The following is a 16,039-nucleotide window of genomic DNA, read 5'->3' as shown; positions in this document are numbered from 1 at the left end:
ACCGTCATCAGCAGGGCAGGTCTGCAGACTCCTGTCCTGGCGCGGGCGGATCTCGATACGCCCGCTCCGCGGGCTGCTCGATCAGCATGCGTGGGGTCATCCACCATCGACAAGGTGCTCTGCTCCGGGAGACCCGCCTACCCCAGCACCTCCGCCGCCAGCTCCAGCAGCGCCAGATCCGCCCCGCGCGGCCCGACCAGGCACAGCCCCACCGGCTTGCCGTGGACGCTCAACCGCGGCACCGACAGCGCCGGATACCCGCCGATCCCCGCGAGGCAGGTCAACCCGAGAGTCGCCGTCCGAGCCGCGTCGATGACCTCGGCCGACGCGTCGAGCGCCGGCGCCACCGACGACGCCGACGGCAGCAGCAGCACCCGCCCGCCGAGCGCCGCGTCGAGCTGCTCGCGGAACCCCGCGACACGCTCCCGCGCCGCCGCCTCGGTGTAGGCATCGGTCCGCGCCGCCGCGTCGAACCGGCCCTGCACGTCCGGCGCCAGCACGCCCGGGTGCGCGGTGACCCAGGCACCGTCCGACGCCCACGCCTCCGCGGCCTGCACGAGCCGGAACGCCTCGAACATCTCCGCCACCGGCGGCAGCGCGATCCGCTCCACCTCGAGCCCGTCGACCACCGCCGAGAACGCGGTCGCGACCGAAGCGTCGACCCTCTCGAGCAGCGCCTCGGCCACGACGAATCCACTCACCGGCGACTCCGCAGGCCCGGTCAGCGCGACCGCGGCGACCTTCCGCAACGTCTCGAGATCCCGCGTCAGCCACCCCACCGTGTCGAAGCTCGGAGCGAGCGGAAGCAGCCCCGCGACCGGCACCGCGCCGTGGGTCGTCCGCAGCCCCCAGAGCCCCTGGTACGAAGCGGGCACGCGGATCGACCCCGCCGTGTCCGTGGCGAGCCCGACCGCCGCCTGCCCGAGCGAGACCGCGGTCGCGGGTCCGCTCGAGGAGCCGCCTGGGATCGCCCCCGGGACCGCCGGGTTCGGCGGCGTCCCGTAGCCCGAGTTCCGCCCCGCGATGCTGTACGCGAACTCGTCGGTCTGCGCGATCCCGCGCACCGATGCCCCCGCGCCCAGCAGCATCGCGGCGGCGGGAGCGGTGGATCGCTCGACCTCGGCCTCCGCCAGCCGCACGGGGATCCCCGCGCCGATCCGCTGCCCCTCGATCGCGAACAGGTCCTTCACCGCCACGTCCAGCCCGTCGAGCGGCCCCGACGCGGAGGCGGGCACGAGCGGCGCCCCGACCGCCCGCCACACCCGCACGTCGAGCGCCGGCGCGGGCGCCTGCACCTGCGCGGCGCGCACCCGCCAGGTTCCGGAGTCCCGCGTCCACAGCTGCGTCACCAGCCCGCGCCCCCCGCGGGCCGGCAGGTTCACCGTCACGACCAGCGCGTCGTCCGCCCCGAGGGCCCGCACGTGCAGCTCCGCGAGAGCCCTCGGAGGGGTCCCGCCGCGCCGACCGCGGAACCCCGTGATCGCCTCGTGCCCCACGAGCAGCCCGGAGGCGTCGCCGCGCAGCGTCGTCGGCTCTCGGACGAAGGCGTCGGCGAGCGCCGGCACGTCGTCGGCCGCCAGCGCGGCCTCGTAGGCGAGCACCGCGTCGACGAGCCCGTCGGGCAGCTGCCCCTCCAGTGTCGTGACGCGCGGATCAGGGCCGTCCTGCTCAGTCATCGAAGTCCGCCGTCCGCACGCGGGCGTGCACGCCCTTCACCAGGTCGACGACCTGCGAGATGTTGAAGTCCGTCGCGGCACTGAGGTACGCGTAGGCCAGGCTCGCGTCCATTCCGTAGCGGGCCTGGAGCAGCGCGATCGCCGCCCGCACGCAGTTCTGCACCGCGACGTCGAGGTCCTCGTCCATCCCGGTCGGCACCAGGAACTCGGCCGTCTCGCCGAGCGGCCCGGCGATCTCGCCGAACGCGGCGAGCGCCTCCGCCCGCGGGATCACCTCGAAGCGCACCCGCACCCGCAGGCTCGCCTCCATCGCGGTCAGCGCGACCTCGCCGTCGCCCTGCGCGAAGTGCGGGTCCCCGACGTAGGCGAGCGCCTCCGGCACCTGCACCGGCAGGTACACGCTCGTGCCCGCCGTGAGCAGCGAGATGTCGATGTTGCCGCCGTGCGCGCCCGGGGGCACGGAGTGCGGCCGCTCGTCGCCCGCCACCGCGACGCCCATGATCCCGAGGAACGGGTGCAGTTCGAACCGCGCCGAGCGCTCACCGCCCGGGGTCAGCGGCAGCACGCCCCGCCGGATGCCGTCGACGCCCTCCTCCACCCGAGCGAAGGCGCTGAACGGGCCGGCAGCGAGCGGGTACTCCCCCGGCAGCGCGCCGCGCCCGTGCCGGTTCGAGATCACGCCGTACGGGACGCGCGGCTCGGCCTCGAGCAGCGTCATCCGGAGCAGATCGCCCGGCTGCGCGCCGCGCACCGCGATCGGCCCGGTCACCACGTGCGGCCCGTCGACGGCGGTGTCGCGGAAGGGCCCGGCCGCGGCGAGCTCGATCGCGTCGCGCAGCACCCCCTCGGGAGCCACACCGTGCGCCCCGAAGAACGCGACCGGATCGCGCCCCTGATCCTCCAGAACCCCCTCGTGGCTCAGCGTGTCGATGACGACCTCGGCACCGGAGTCCACGGTGAGCACCGCCCGGTCGCTCGCGCAGGGCAGCCGCCCCCACAGCACCGATCCCGGACCGGCCGGCAGGTACTCGACCCCCTCCGGAAGTCCCTCCCCGGGCTGCACCGCCCACACCGCCGACCGCTCCTGCGCAGGCCGCCCCTGCGCGTCCCGCCTCTGCACGTCCTGCACGATGGCCGCCTCTCCGCGCGGGCCCGCCCCGCACTCCGTCCGACAGTAGCGGCGCCGTGTTGCGCCCTCGTGTCCCGGCCGCCCGCCGCATCCATGGCAGTATCGGCCCCGCACCACCCTCGCTCCCTCCCGCGAGATGCCACTTGTGCACACGACACGCCGACGGAGGCGCTCACAAGTGGCATCTCGCGGTGCCCGCCCACCCCTCCGACGACAGGACCCCCGTGTTCCGACGCCTGCGCACGCGCACCGACAACGTCCACCTCGGCCTCATGCTCGCCCTGACCTTCTCGACCGGCATCATCGACGCCGTCGGCTACCTCGGCCTCGACCGGGTCTTCACCGGCAACATGACCGGCAACGTGGTCATCCTCGGCATGGCGCTCGCCGGCGCCGACGACCTCCCCATCGTCGGCCCGATCATCGCCCTCGCCGGCTTCATGCTCGGCGCCGCGATCGGCGGCCGCGTCCTGCGCCCGGTGAAGGCCGGCTGGACCACCCGCTCCTCCTGGCTCTTCACCGTCGTCGGCCTGCTGATGGCCGTGCTCGCCGTCGTGCTCGGCGTCGTCCCCGAGCACCCCGAGCTTCTCGCCCTCACCGTCACCGGCGTCCTGGGCCTCGCGATGGGCCTCCAGGCCGCGACCGCCCGCCACATCGCGGTCAAGGACGTCACCACCGTCGTCGTCACCTCGACCATCACCGGCCTCGCCGCCGACTCCCGACTCGGCGGCGGCAAGGGCCAGCCCTGGTTCCGCCGCGCCACCGCCGTCGTCCTGATCGCCGCCGGCGCCGGAGTCGGCGCCCTGGCACTGAATGTCGGCCTCTGGCTCGGTCTCGCGATCGCCGCCGCGATCACCCTGATCGCCTCGCTCCTCGGCCACCTCCTCGCCCACGTCAAGCACGCCATCCCCGCGGAGGAGAAGGCCGCGGCCTGACCCGGCTCGACCCCGCCCTACAGAGCGGGCCGACGCAGAACATCAGCCAGGAGTCCTGCTCATCGCCCATCAGCGCTGACCTGCCACCTCAGCTGATGTTCTGCAGCGGCTCCTCCATCGGAGGCAGCGCCGACCGAACCGGAGGTCGCACCGCTCAGCGCGGTGCGCGCTGGCAGTGCGGGCAGAGGTGCGACGAGCGGTTCATGAACGGCACGCGGACGATCGGCTCGCCGCAGCGCGGGCAGGGCTTGCCGGTCCGGCCGTAGGCGTTGAGGCTGTGCGAGAAGTAGCCGGAGGCGCCGTTCACGTTGACGTACTGGGCGTCGAAGCTGGTGCCGCCCTCGGCCAGGGCGCGCTCGAGCACCGAGCGGACCTCGGCGAAGAGACGGCGGATCCGCGCCTCGGTCAGCGACGAGCTCGGCGTCTCGGGGTGCAGCTCGGCCGCCCAGAGCGACTCGTCCGCGTAGATGTTGCCGATGCCGCTGACCAGCGTCTGGTCGAGCAGGGAGCGCTTGATGCCGCTGTTCCGGCGGGCCAGCACGCCGAGGACCGCGGAGAGGTCGAAGAACGGGTCGAGCGGATCGCGGGCGATGTGCGCGACCTGCGAGGGCACGGCGCGCAGCCAGTCGCCGTCGACCGCGTCGTCGCCGGCGTAGCCGCCCGGAGCACCGTCCGCGGTGGGAGCCAGCGAGTCGATCGCCATCGAGCCGAAGATCCGCTGGTCGACGAAGTGCAGCGCCAGCTCGCCGTGCTCCGGATGCTCGATGCCGATCCGGATCCGGGTCAGCTTCGCGAGAGCCGCGTCGGCCGTCCGCAGCAGCACCTGCCCGCTCATTCCGAGGTGCACGAGCAGCGCCTCGTCGCGACCGGCCGGCAGCCAGAGGAACTTGCCGCGCCGCACCGCGCCGCGCAGCCGCCGCCCGACGAGCAGCCCCTCGAACGAGCCGAGCGGGTGCACATGGCGCTTGAGCGAGCGCTCGTCGACGATCTCCACACTCGTCACCAGCGAGCCGGTGACGGCGGGAGCGAGCCCGGCCCGCACCACCTCGACCTCGGGCAGCTCGGGCACGGTCAGCCCTCGATCGGAGCGGCGGGCGCCGCGGGCGCGACCGGCTCACCCGGAGCCGTCGCCGAGAGGCGCGTCCAGGCGTCGAGAGCGGCGGCCATCTCGGCCGCCTTCTTGCTCGTCCCCTCGCCGCGCGCCGTGACGAGCCCGCCGACGACGACGGTGGCGACGAAGACCTTGCTGTGGTCCGGTCCGGTCGCCGCGATCTCGTAGCGGGGCGCGGGCGCACCGCGCTCGGCCGCCGCCTCCTGGAGGCTCGTCTTCGGGTCCATCGAGACGCCGAAGCGCAGCGGATCCGCGGTCAGCGGGGCGATCAGCCTCAGCACGAGATCGCGCGCGGCGTCCGGGCCGGTGCCGAGGTAGACCGCGCCGATGATCGCCTCGACGGTGTCCGCGAGGATCGACGACTTGTCGCGGCCGCCGGTCATCTCCTCGCCGCGGCCGAGGCGGAGGTGCTCGCCCAGGCCGATGCCGCGGGCGATCTCGGCCAGCGCGACCGTCGATACCAGGCTCGCCCGGCGCTTGGCCAGGTCGCCCTCGCTCAGCGCGGGGTACTCGGTGTAGAGCATGACCGTCACGGCCTGCCCGAGGATCGAGTCGCCGAGGAACTCGAGGCGCTCGTTATGCGGGAGGCCGCCGTGCTCGAAAGCGAACGACCGGTGCGTCAGGGCGAGCTCGAAGAGCTCACCATCGAGGCTCACGCCGAGCGTGGCCTCCAGACGCGACCGGTCGTCGCTGGAGGGTGTGGCAGAGGTCTGGTTCACCATGGACCGCACGGCTCGTGTCGCGGAGCGACGCGGAGCCGAAGGGACTGGATCAGACGTTCGCGACCTTGCGGCCCTTGTACTCGAGGAACAGCGCGGTGCCCGCGGAGTCCTCGACGACCTTGGCGCGGTGCGGGAGGCTGTAGACGGTCTTGCCGTTCTCGACGGTCTTCACCAGGGGCGGGACCTCCGCCTTCCACTGCGAACGACGAGCGTGGGTGTTCGCGCGGGACTTCTTCCTCTTGGGAACAGCCATGATTCTCTCTTCTCTAGCTCGGTCGGATCAGGCGGGGCTGATCAGGTTCGGTCGTCTTCGGTGCGCGGCTCGGCGCCGGCACCACTGTCTGCGGAAGCTCCGGGCGCTGCGGCCCCACCGGTCCCCGACTCGCCCAACCCGGCGAGCGCGGCCCACCTGGAGTCGCGCGGAGCCTCGGGCTCGGACACGGAGGACTCGGCCAGCCGCTCCCCCGTGACAGGGTCGAGGCCCGGACAATCCGGCCGGCAGACCGGCTGGAACGGCAGCGACAGCACCACCGCATCCCTGACCAGAGGTTCAAGATCCACGTGGTCGTCGTGAACCTCATAGTCGAAAGCTTCGTCAGAAGAGTACGCGAAAAGTTCCTGGAACTCGACATCGACAGGCAGGGAGATGTCGGTGAGGCAGCGGCTGCACTCGCCGACGGCCTCCGCGGACACCTGGACGCTGGCCAGGATGCCCTCGTGCACCGACTCGATCCGGACGTCGAGATCGAGCGGCGCGCCCTGGCGGACGGCGACGATTCCCTCGCCGAAGGCCTCGGGCGCCTCGAGGTCGAGACGGTGCTCGCGCATCTCCCCCGGGCGGTTCACGATGTCGCGCACGTTCACGGTGAACGGCGTCTTCTTGAAAGTAGTCACGAGGATCGAGCCTAGTCCCCCGCGCCACGCCCGGGCGGAGGTCCGGCGGATCCCGCCGACACCCCGCACCCTCACTCCTCAGAAGATGCGGCCGAGTACGCGGAAGTTGCGGTAGCCGGGATCGACTACCGCAACTTCTGCGGAGTGGAGAGGGTGGTCAGTGGGAAAGGACGCGTCAGGCGCCGCCCTCCTGCAGGGTCACCTCGATCGGCTCGTAGTCGGCGCCGCTGGTGTCGACGCCCTCGTCCGCGAGCTCGGCGAGCGCCTTCTCGACGTACTCGTTCGAGTAGGCGGTCTCCGGCGGGTCCTCGCTGATGATGGTCGCGCCGGTCTCGTTCTCCGTCGTCTTGGCGATGTCGACCGTCTGGTCCCAGGCGGCCTCGTCGATCATGCCGACGCCGTCGGTCGAGGGCCAGATCAGCTTGTTGACCTCGTTGGTCATCCAGAGCTGGTGGCTCGTGCCGAGCGTGGAGCCGGCCGCGGTGACGATGTCCGCCGCCTCCTGCGGGTTGTCCTTCGCGTAGATCCAGCCCTTGATCGACGCCTTGATGAAGGCGACGGTCTGCTCGGCGTAGGCGTCGTCGCTCGAGAGCTTGTCCGCGTCGGCCCAGATCGCGTCCTGCAGCATCGCGGTGCCGACGTCGTTCCAGCTGATCACGTTGAGGTCGTCCGGCGTGTACAGCTCGCCCGTGTCGGGGTTCACCGTCTCGAGGACCTGCGCGTACTCGTTGTAGGTCATCGCCTGCGCGGCGTCGATGTCGCCGGCGAGGAAGCCGTTCATGTCGAAGAGCTGCTGCACGAGCGAGATGTCGCTGAGCGCGACGCCGTCCTTCTGCATGCCGGCGAAGAGCTCCCACTCGTTGCCGTAGCCCCAGCTGCCGACCTGCTTGCCCGCGAGGTCGGCGGGCGAGGTGATGCCCTTGTCCTTGAACGAGATCTGCGTGGTCGCGCTGCGCTCGAAGATCTGCGCGACATCGGTGATGTTCGCGCCGTTCTCGATCGAGCCGAGCACCTTCGGGACCCAGGAGATCGCGTAGTCGGCGTCCCCGGAGGCGAGGACGTCCTGCGGCACGATGTCGCCGCCGCCCTCGGCGATGGTCACGTCGAGGCCCTCGTCCTCGTAGTAGCCCTGGTCGACGGCGGCGTAGTAGCCGGCGAACTGGGCCTGGGCGACCCACTGGAGCTGCAGGGTGACGGGGGTGAGATCCCCGGAGTCCCCCGAGGCTCCGGAGCCGGTGTCACTGGTTGCGCTGCAGCCGGTGAGCGCGAGGCCGACGGCGGCGAGCCCCGCCGTGGTCGTCATCGCGATGCGCGTGCGTCTGTTCACTGTTCCTCCTGGTGCGGTGCGGTGCGGGATGCGGCCCGGACGGGCCGTCAGTGCCGTGGTGCGGATGGAGCGGTGGAGCGGATGGAGCGAGTGCGGTGGTGCGAGTGCAGTGGTGCGGGTGGTGCGTTCGGGTGGTGCCGAAGTGCCCGTCCGGCGCGAGCCGGCGGGAGTCGAGGGGCGCGTCTCAGCGCGCGTGGCTGCGCCGCAGCGCGAGCGCCTCGAGGCCCGCGGTGACGCAGTAGAAGACGAGGCCGACGAGCACGGCGCCGAGCACGTAGGCGTAGGCCAGCGCGTAGTCGCTGCCCGACGCCGCCGAGGTGATCGACTTGCCGAGGCCCCCGATCGGCCCGCCGAAGTACTCGGCGACCAGCGCCGAGATCACGGCGAGCGAGGAGGCGATCCGCAGTCCGGTGAAGAAGAACGGCACCGCCCCGGGCAGCGTGATCGTCCGCGCCGTCTGCCACGGCGAGGCGGCGTAGGCGCGCATGAGATCGCGGTGCACGGGAGCAGCCTGCCGGAGCCCTCGCAGCGTGTTGACGTACACCGGCACGAAGACCGCGAGCGCGGCCACGAGCTGCCGCGCCGTCTCCACGTTGGCGCCGAACATCGTGTAGAGCACGGGGGCCAGTGCCACGATTGGCACGACGGCCGCGGCGGCGACGATCGCCGCCGTCAGCCCGTCGAAGACCCGCACCAGCGCCGACACCGCGGCGACGAGCACCGCGAGCACCGCCCCGGCGACGAGCCCGATCAGCGCGTTGCCGCCGGTCACCCGGCTCCCGGCGAGGACCGAGCCGGCGTTCTGCGCGAACTCCGCCCCGATCGCGAGCGGCGACGGCAGCACGAACGGCTGCACGTCGAGCGCCGCGACGCCGACCTGCCAGAGCAGCAGCGCCGCGACGCCGAGCACGAGCGGCGCGACGACCGCCCGGGCGAGCGCGGGGCTGTTCACCGGTTCTCCACCCCGCGCGGCACAGCCGCGGCGTCGCCGTGCAGCAGCTCGCGCACGGCCCCGACGTCCGAGAAGAACGCCGCGTCCTCGCGCACCCCCGCCTCGCGCTCGGAGGAGTCGGGCAGCGCGATCCGCAGCACGTCCCGGATCCGTCCAGGCCGCGGCGACATCACCACGACGCGGTCGGAGAGGAACACCGCCTCGGGGATCGAGTGCGTCACGAAGACCACGGCGGCCCCCGTCTCGCTCCGGATGCGCAGCAGCTCGGTCTGCATCCGCTCGCGGGTCATCTCGTCCAGGGCGCCGAACGGCTCGTCCATCAGCAGCAGCCGGGGGCTCTCGGCGAGGGCGCGCGCGATGGCCACCCGCTGCTGCATCCCGCCGGAGAGCTGGTCGGGGTAGGAGTCGGCGAAGTCGCCGAGCCCCACGAGCGCCAGCAGCTCGTCGACCCGCGACCGGCGGGCCGCGGTGCCGACGCCGTGCAGCTCGAGCGGCAGCGCTATGTTCGCGCGGATGCTCCGCCAGGGCAGCAGCCCCGCCTGCTGGAACGCGATCCCGTACTCCTGGTCGAGCCGCGCCTGCCGCGCCGTCTTGCCGAACACCGAGATCGTGCCCGAGGTCGGCTCGTCCAGGTCGGCGATCAGGCGCAGCAGCGTCGACTTGCCGCAGCCGGAGGGCCCGATCAGCGACACGAACTCCCCCGCGGCGATCTCGAGCGAGACGGTGTCGAGCGCGATGACGCTCGTGTTCTTCTTCGTGGTGAACGTCTTGGTGACGGAGTCGACGACGACGGCCGGTTCGGCAGCGCTCATGCGGGCTGCTCCCCTCTGCGGAACGGACGGAGGGCGGTGCCGATCAGGCCGACGACGCCGGCGGCCGCGAGGCCCACCAGCACCGCGCCCAGGATCGGCGCCCAGGGCTTGGCGGGGTCTCCCCCGGCGGAGGAGGCGAACTCGATGATCATGCGACCGATGCCGCCGCGCAGGCCGATCGAGACCTCGGCGACGACGGTGCCGATCACGGCGCTGACGGCACCGAGCCGCAGCGCCGGGAGGAGGAACGGCACGCTCGCGGGCAGGCGCAGCCGCAGCAGCGTCTTCCACCAGCCGACGCCGTAGACGCGCATCAGCTCGACCTGGTGCGCCGACGGCGCGTTGAGCCCGCGCAGCGCCCCGATCGAGACGGGGAAGAAGGCGAGGTAGGAGGCGATCAGCGCCACCGACATCCAGTTCTCCCAGGTGAACGCGCCGAGCTCGAGCTGCGAGCCCCAGCGGCGCACCAGCGGTGCGATCGCGATCAGCGGCACCGTCTGGCTCAGCACGATCCACGGCAGCACCGCGGACTCGGCCGTGCGGAAGCGCTGCATCAGCACGGCGAGCAGCAGCCCGACGACCACGCCGACGACCCAGCCCACGGCCGCGACCCCGAGCGAGAAGGCGCTGGCCTGCAGCACAGCGAGCCAGAGCACCGGGGCGTTGCGGGCGCCGGTGATCGGCTCCGCGAGCCGGCCGGCGATCTCCCAGAGGTGCGGCATCGCGATGGCGCTGGTGCGCGGGAGCACGGTGACGCCCTGGATCACGACGCCGGTCTCCGGCCCGAGGGCCTTGTAGACCTCCCAGAGCACCGCGAGCAGGAGCAGCCCGGCCGCGCCGAGCAGGACCCCGCGCGTCGCGGCCGGCGACCTCATGCCTTCGCCACGATGTGCGGGCCGAGGGCCGGGATGACCCGCTCGCCGTACACGCGCAGCGTCTCCTCCTTGTTGTCGTGCTGGAGGTAGCCGGCGAACTGCGTGACGCCGATCTCGGCGAGCGCCGTCAGCTTCGCGATGTGCTCGTCGGCGGTGCCGAGGACGCAGAAGCGCTCGACGATCTCGTCGGGCACGAACGCGGTGTGCGAGTTGCCGGCCCGCCCGTGCTCGTTGTAGTCGTAGCCCTCGCGCCCGGCGATGTAGTCGGTCAGTGCCTGCGGGACGGCGCCGCTCGTGCCGTAGCGGCCGACGATGTCGGCGACGTGGTTGCCGACCATCCCGCCGAACCAGCGGCACTGGTCGTACATGTGCGCGCGGTCGGTCCCGATGTACATCGGCGCCGCGACGCAGAACTGCAGCGACTCCGGGTCGCGGCCGACGTTCGCCGCCGCGTCCTTGACCGTCTGGATCATCCAGCGCGCGATGTCGAGGTCGGCGAGCTGCAGGATGAACCCGTCGCCCGTCTCCCCCGCCAGCTTGAGCGCGAGCGGCCCGTAGGCGGCGACCCACATCTCCAGCGAGGAGCCGCGGCTCCACGGGAACTGCAGGGTCGAGCCGTTGTACTCGACCGAGCGGCTGTTGGCGAGCTCCCGGATGACGTGGATCGACTCCCGCAGGGTCTTCAGCGTGGTGGGAGCACCGCCGGTGACGCGGACGGCGGAGTCGCCGCGGCCGATGCCGCAGACGGTGCGGTTGCCGTACATCTCGTTGAGGGTCGCGTGCAGCGAGGCGATGACGGTCCAGTCGCGGGTCGCCGGGTTGGTCACCATCGGGCCGACGGTGATCCGGTGGGTCTTCTCGAGGATCTGCGAGTAGATGACGTACGGCTCCTGCCAGAGCAGGTGCGAGTCGAACGTCCACGCGTAGTCGAAGCCGTAGGTCTCGGCGAGGACGGCGAGCGCGACGGTGCGCGAGGCGGGCGGGTTGGTCTGGAGGACGACTCCGAAGTCCATGGGGCTTCCTTCGTTGCGGTGGGAAAAAGATGACTTCAGGTCAGATCAGATACTGCGAGAGACCTCGCTTGATGTATTTGCCGTCGCCCTTGGTGCCGATGTAGTCGCCGGAGTCGACGACGACCTTGCCGCGGGAGATCACGGTGTCGACGTGGCCGTCGATCTCGAAGCCCTCCCAGGCGGAGTAGTCCATGTTCATGTGGTGGCTGCGGCCCTCGCCGATGCCGATCGAGGTGTGCCCGTTCGGGTCGTAGACGACCACGTCGCCGTCGGCCCCGGGCTGGATCACGCCCTTCTTCCCGTACATCCCGAACATCCGCGCCGGAGTGGTCGAGGTGAGCTCGACCCAGCGCGGCAGCGAGATCTGCCCGGACACGACGCCCTGATACATCAGGTCCATCCGGTGCTCGACCGAGCCGATGCCGTTGGGGATCTTCGAGAAGTCGCCGACGCCCATGTCCTTCTGGCCCTTCATGCAGAAGGGGCAGTGGTCGGTGGAGACCATCTGGATGTCGTTGGTCCGCAGCGACTGCCACATGTGGTGCTGGTGCCCCTCCGCCTTCGAGCGCAGCGGCGTCGAGCACACCCACTTCGCGCCCTCGAAGCCCGGTGCGCCGAGCTGCTCCTCGAGCGAGAGGTAGAGGTACTGCGGGCAGGTCTCGCCGAACACGTTCATCCCGCGGTCGCGGGCCTGCGCGATCTGCTCCACCGCCTGCTTCGCCGACACGTGCACCACGTAGAGCGGCGCGCCGGTGAGGTCCGCGATCATGATCGCCCGGTGCGTCGCCTCCTCCTCCGCCTGCCACGGCCGCGAGGTGCCGTGGAAGTAGGGCGAGGTGTTGCCGGCGGCGAGCGACTGCTTCACCAGCTCGTCGATGATCGCGCCGTTCTCGGCGTGCATCATCATCATCGCGCCGTTCGAGGCGCCCTTCTGGAACGCCCGCAGGATCTGCCCGTCGTCCGAGAGGAACACGCCCTTGTAGGCCATGAACAGCTTGAAGCTGGTCACCCCCTCGTCCATCAGCTCGTCCATCGCCACCAGGGACGAGTCCTGCACGTCGGAGAGGATCTGGTGGAAGCCGTAGTCGATCGCGCAGTTCCCGGCCGCCTTCTCCTGCCAGGCCTGGTAGCGGTCGACCACGCTCTCGCCCGGGTACTGCACGACGAAGTCGACGATCGACGTGGTCCCGCCCCAGGCCGCGGCGCGGGTGCCGGTCTCGAAGGTGTCCGAGGCGAAGGTGCCGCCGAACGGCATCTCCATGTGCGTGTGCGCGTCGATCCCGCCGGGGATGACGTACTTGCCGGTCGCGTCGATCACGCGGTCGACGTTCGCCGCGAGGTCGAAGCCCAGCAGCGTCGAGCCGGGCGCGAGCACCGCGGCGATGGTCTCGCCGTCGATCAGGACGTCGGCGGTGGCGGTGCCGGTCGCGTTGACGACCGTGCCGTTCGTGATGAGGGTCTTCATCGATGCTCCTCGGTGGTTCCGGTGCTGCGGCGGTCGCGCGGTCAGGACGTCGGCGGTCAGGGCTTCGGGATGCTCGTGTACGAGTCCGGCCGGCGGTCGCGGTAGAACTGCCAGTCGTCGCGCATCTGCTGCACCATGTCGAGGTCGAGATCGCGGATCAGGATCTCCTCGCTGTCGCCCGAGCCGCGCTCGCCGACGAAGTTGCCGCGCGGGTCGATCACCTGGCTGGTGCCGTAGAAGTCGACGGCCAGCTCGCCGTACTCGTTGTCCTCGCGGCCGACCCGGTTGGGCTGGAGCACGAAGTAGCCGTTCGCCACGGCGGCGCACGGGCCCTCCACCTCCCACAGGCGGTTCGAGAGGCCCGGCTTGGTCGCGTTCGGGTTGAACACCATGTGCGCGCCGTTCAGGCCCAGCTCGCGCCAGCCCTCGGGGAAGTGCCGGTCGTAGCAGATGTAGACGCCGACCTTGCCGACGGCGGTGTCGAAGACCGGGTAGCCGAGGTTGCCGGGGCGGAAGTAGAACTTCTCCCAGAAGCGGTCGAGGTGCGGGATGTGGTGCTTGCGGTACTTGCCGAGGATCGTGCCGTCGGCGTCGACGACCACGGCGGTGTTGTAGTAGACGCCGGTGATGTCCTCCTCGTAGATCGGCAGGATCATCACCGTGCCGAGCTCCTTCGCCAGCGCGGCGAAGCGCTGCACGATCGGGCCGTCGGCCGGCTCGGCGTAGCGGTAGTACTTCTTGTCCTCGGTGATGCCGAAGTACGGGCCGTAGAACAGCTCCTGGAAGCAGACGATCTGCGCTCCCTGGGCGGCGGCGTCGCGGGCGAACTGCTCGTGCTTGTCGAGCATCGACTCCTTGTCGCCGGTCCACGTGGTCTGGGTGATCGCTGCGCGGACGATGGTCATCGGTACCTCCATGCTTCGGTCGGCCCGGTCGAGGCTCCGCCGAGGTCCCGCGAGACGCGGGAGGCGGCGCCGAGGGGCCGTGGTCTCACTGTGGTCCGCGCGAGGGTCGAAGGCAATGACCGCTTCCGCTCCGTGCGCCGGACAGGGGTTCATCGTCGTCCTCCGACGTTTCCCGGGTGTTTCCGGCGCGGATCCGCAGCATTAAGGCCTCGGCCCCTTCGGAATCCGCGGTGTCCGCGGTCCGCGGTAGCGTCGACGGATGCGCATCACGATCCTGGCCGGCGGCGTCGGCGGCGCCCGCTTCACCTCCGCGGTGCGCGAGCACCTCCGCGACCTCGAGGCGGCCGGCGGCGGTCCCTCCGAGATCACGGTCGTCGCCAACACCGGCGACGACATGTGGCTGACCGGCCTGAAGGTCTGCCCCGACCTCGACTCGCTCACCTACGCGCTCGCCGGTGTCAACGACACCGAGCGCGGCTGGGGCCGGGCCGGCGAGAGCGAGCGCGTCTCGGCCGAGCTGACCGCGTTCGGCGTCGGCTGGCCGTGGTTCACCCTCGGCGACCTCGACATCGGCACGCACCTCGCCCGCACCTCGATGCTGCGCGACGGGCTCACCCTCTCCGAGGCCACCGAGCGGATCACCGCGCGCTGGCCGCTGGGCGTCCGCCTGCTGCCGATGTCCGACTCCGACGTCGAGACCCACGTCGAGGTCGACCTGCCCGGCGAGGGCGTCCGGCTGCTGCACTTCGAGGAGTGGTGGGTGCGGCTGCGCGCGTCGGTGCCCGCCCGCCGCTTCGTCCAGCGGGGCGTCGAGGAGGCGCGCCCCGCCCCGGGCGTGCTCGAGGCGATCGCCGACACCGATGCGGTCCTGATCGCGCCGTCCAACCCGGTGGTGTCGATCGGGACGATCCTCGGCGTTCCCGGCATCGCGGAGGCCGTGCGGACCACGTCGGCTCCGGTCGTCGGCGTCTCGCCGATCATCGGCGGCGCGGTGGTGCGCGGCATGGCCGACCACTGCCTGCCCGCGATCGGCGTCGAGACCTCGGCGGAGGCGGTGGGCCGGCACTACGGCGCCCGCTCGGCCGGCGGCCTGCTCGACGCCTGGCTGGTCGGCGAGGAGGACGCGGCGGCCGTCGGCGCCCTCGACGGCACCGGTCTGCGCGTCCACTCGGTCCCGCTCTGGCTCCGCGACCGGGACAGCTCAGCGCGGCTCGCGGCCGACGCGATCGCCGCAGCCCGCGCCTGACCGGCGCCGGACACGCGCCACCGGCCGGCGCCTCCCAGCCTCGGGGGCCAGGCTGGCAGCACCCCTCACCGCACCATCGAAAGGACCACCCATGCCCGGAGCCCTCGTCCTCGCCGGAGGCGGCCTCGCCGGAATCGCCTGGGAGCTCGGCATCGTCCGCGGCCTCAGCGACGCCTCGCCCGAGGCGGCCCGCCTCCTCCTCGACCCCTCGACGACCCTGATCGGCACCTCGGCCGGCTCCGCCGTCGCCTCGCAGCTGAGCACCTCCGTCGGCCTCGACGAGGCCTACGCGTCGCAGCTGCGCGAGGAGTCCGCCGAGATCGGCGCCGTCGTCGACGTCGAGCGCCTGCAGGCGAGCTACGCCGCCGCGATCGAGGGCGCGACCTCGCCGGAGGACGCCCGGCGCCGCATCGGCGTGCTCGCCCTCGAGACCGCGACCCTCTCCGAGGAGTCCCGCCGCGACGTCATCGCCGCGCGGATCGCCGATGCCGACTGGCCCGAGCAGCGCCTCCTGATCACCGCGATCGACACCGCCACCGGGGCGCTCGCCGTCTTCGACCGCACGAGCGGCGTCGGCCTCGTCGACGCCATCGCCGCCAGCTGCGCGGTGCCCGGTGTCTGGCCGCCGGTCAGCATCGACGGCGTCCGCTACATGGACGGCGGCGTGCGCTCCGGGAGCAACGCCGACCTCGCCGCGGGTGCCGACTGGGTGGTCGTCATCACGCCGATGTCCGGCATCGGCTCGCCCGGTGTCGGCACGCTGCCCACCGCCGAGCTCGAGGCGCTGTCGGGCTCGCGCGTCGAGGTCGTCTACGCGGACGAGGCGTCGATCGCCGCCTTCGGCCCGAACTCGCTCGACCCCGAGGTCCGTCCCGCCGCCGCGCAGGCCGGCCGGGCGCAGGGCGCGCGGATCGCCGCCCGGATCGCCGCACTGGTCGGCGCGGACGAGCCGGCCCGCGCCTGACCGGCGCCCGCGT

Annotated in this window: 16 protein-coding genes; 3 read left to right on the top strand and 13 right to left on the bottom strand. The window is 72.1% G+C overall.

Features of this window, described 5'->3' with window-relative positions:
• Positions 1–137 precede the first annotated feature (137 nt).
• Positions 138–1,676, bottom strand: coding sequence for an AtzH-like domain-containing protein (locus MT355_RS07730; protein ID WP_243599082.1), 1,539 nt, complete (start codon positions 1,674–1,676; stop codon positions 138–140).
• Positions 1,669–2,796 (bottom strand): acetamidase/formamidase family protein, encoded by a 1,128-nt coding sequence (locus MT355_RS07725; RefSeq protein WP_243599294.1) that lies wholly within the window; start codon positions 2,794–2,796, stop codon positions 1,669–1,671. The genes MT355_RS07730 and MT355_RS07725 overlap by 8 nt, the downstream gene beginning before the upstream one ends.
• 233 nt (positions 2,797–3,029) lie before the next feature.
• On the opposite strand from MT355_RS07725, the gene MT355_RS07720 reads away from it, so the two are divergent.
• Positions 3,030–3,740, top strand: a complete 711-nt coding sequence (locus MT355_RS07720) for a YoaK family protein (protein WP_308197314.1) — start codon at positions 3,030–3,032, stop codon at positions 3,738–3,740.
• Between the two features lie 154 nt (positions 3,741–3,894).
• On the opposite strand, the gene mutM is transcribed toward MT355_RS07720, so the two are convergent.
• The 11 genes from mutM to MT355_RS07665 form a co-directional block, all read right to left on the bottom strand.
• A complete protein-coding gene (gene mutM / locus MT355_RS07715) occupies positions 3,895–4,809 on the bottom strand; it encodes a bifunctional DNA-formamidopyrimidine glycosylase/DNA-(apurinic or apyrimidinic site) lyase (RefSeq protein ID WP_243599081.1) in 915 nt (304 codons plus the stop codon).
• A 2-nt stretch (positions 4,810–4,811) separates the two neighbouring features.
• Positions 4,812–5,573, bottom strand: a complete 762-nt coding sequence (gene rnc, locus MT355_RS07710; RefSeq protein WP_123732146.1) for a ribonuclease III — start codon at positions 5,571–5,573, stop codon at positions 4,812–4,814.
• Between the two features lie 49 nt (positions 5,574–5,622).
• Complete coding sequence (rpmF, locus tag MT355_RS07705) at positions 5,623–5,826, bottom strand: 50S ribosomal protein L32 (protein ID WP_123445680.1); 204 nt, start codon at positions 5,824–5,826, stop codon at positions 5,623–5,625.
• A 41-nt stretch (positions 5,827–5,867) separates the two neighbouring features.
• Positions 5,868–6,467 (bottom strand): DUF177 domain-containing protein, encoded by a 600-nt coding sequence (locus MT355_RS07700; RefSeq protein WP_372487848.1) that lies wholly within the window; start codon positions 6,465–6,467, stop codon positions 5,868–5,870.
• A gap of 175 nt (positions 6,468–6,642) precedes the next feature.
• Positions 6,643–7,794 (bottom strand): ABC transporter substrate-binding protein, encoded by a 1,152-nt coding sequence (locus tag MT355_RS07695; RefSeq protein WP_243599080.1) that lies wholly within the window; start codon positions 7,792–7,794, stop codon positions 6,643–6,645.
• A gap of 184 nt (positions 7,795–7,978) precedes the next feature.
• The gene (locus tag MT355_RS07690) at positions 7,979–8,746 is read right to left on the bottom strand and encodes an ABC transporter permease (RefSeq protein WP_243599079.1); all 768 of its coding nucleotides are present in this window, start codon (positions 8,744–8,746) and stop codon (positions 7,979–7,981) included.
• On the bottom strand, positions 8,743–9,558 hold the full coding sequence (locus MT355_RS07685) for an ABC transporter ATP-binding protein (protein WP_243599078.1): 816 nt from the start codon (positions 9,556–9,558) through the stop codon (positions 8,743–8,745). Before MT355_RS07685 ends, MT355_RS07690 begins: the two co-directional genes overlap by 4 nt.
• Positions 9,555–10,433, bottom strand: coding sequence for an ABC transporter permease (locus tag MT355_RS07680; protein ID WP_243586615.1), 879 nt, complete (start codon positions 10,431–10,433; stop codon positions 9,555–9,557). Before MT355_RS07680 ends, MT355_RS07685 begins: the two co-directional genes overlap by 4 nt.
• A complete protein-coding gene (locus MT355_RS07675) occupies positions 10,430–11,446 on the bottom strand; it encodes a TIGR03842 family LLM class F420-dependent oxidoreductase (protein ID WP_123735494.1) in 1,017 nt (338 codons plus the stop codon). The genes MT355_RS07680 and MT355_RS07675 overlap by 4 nt, the downstream gene beginning before the upstream one ends.
• A 40-nt stretch (positions 11,447–11,486) precedes the next feature.
• Complete coding sequence (hydA, locus tag MT355_RS07670; protein WP_243599077.1) at positions 11,487–12,911, bottom strand: dihydropyrimidinase; 1,425 nt, start codon at positions 12,909–12,911, stop codon at positions 11,487–11,489.
• 56 nt (positions 12,912–12,967) lie between these two features.
• Complete coding sequence (locus MT355_RS07665) at positions 12,968–13,816, bottom strand: nitrilase-related carbon-nitrogen hydrolase (protein ID WP_123445673.1); 849 nt, start codon at positions 13,814–13,816, stop codon at positions 12,968–12,970.
• A gap of 259 nt (positions 13,817–14,075) precedes the next feature.
• On the opposite strand from MT355_RS07665, the gene cofD reads away from it, so the two are divergent.
• Together cofD and MT355_RS07655 are read left to right on the top strand one after the other, a co-directional pair.
• A complete protein-coding gene (cofD, locus tag MT355_RS07660; protein WP_243599076.1) occupies positions 14,076–15,062 on the top strand; it encodes a 2-phospho-L-lactate transferase in 987 nt (328 codons plus the stop codon).
• Between the two features lie 91 nt (positions 15,063–15,153).
• Complete coding sequence (locus MT355_RS07655; protein ID WP_123445671.1) at positions 15,154–16,026, top strand: patatin-like phospholipase family protein; 873 nt, start codon at positions 15,154–15,156, stop codon at positions 16,024–16,026.
• The last annotated feature ends 13 nt before the right edge of the window (positions 16,027–16,039 follow it).

Origin of the sequence: Rathayibacter sp. VKM Ac-2929, assembly GCF_022815495.1 — a bacterium.
GTDB classification, from domain to species: Bacteria; Actinomycetota; Actinomycetes; order Actinomycetales; family Microbacteriaceae; genus Rathayibacter; species Rathayibacter festucae.
This window is presented reverse-complemented; position numbering and strand designations above follow the sequence as displayed.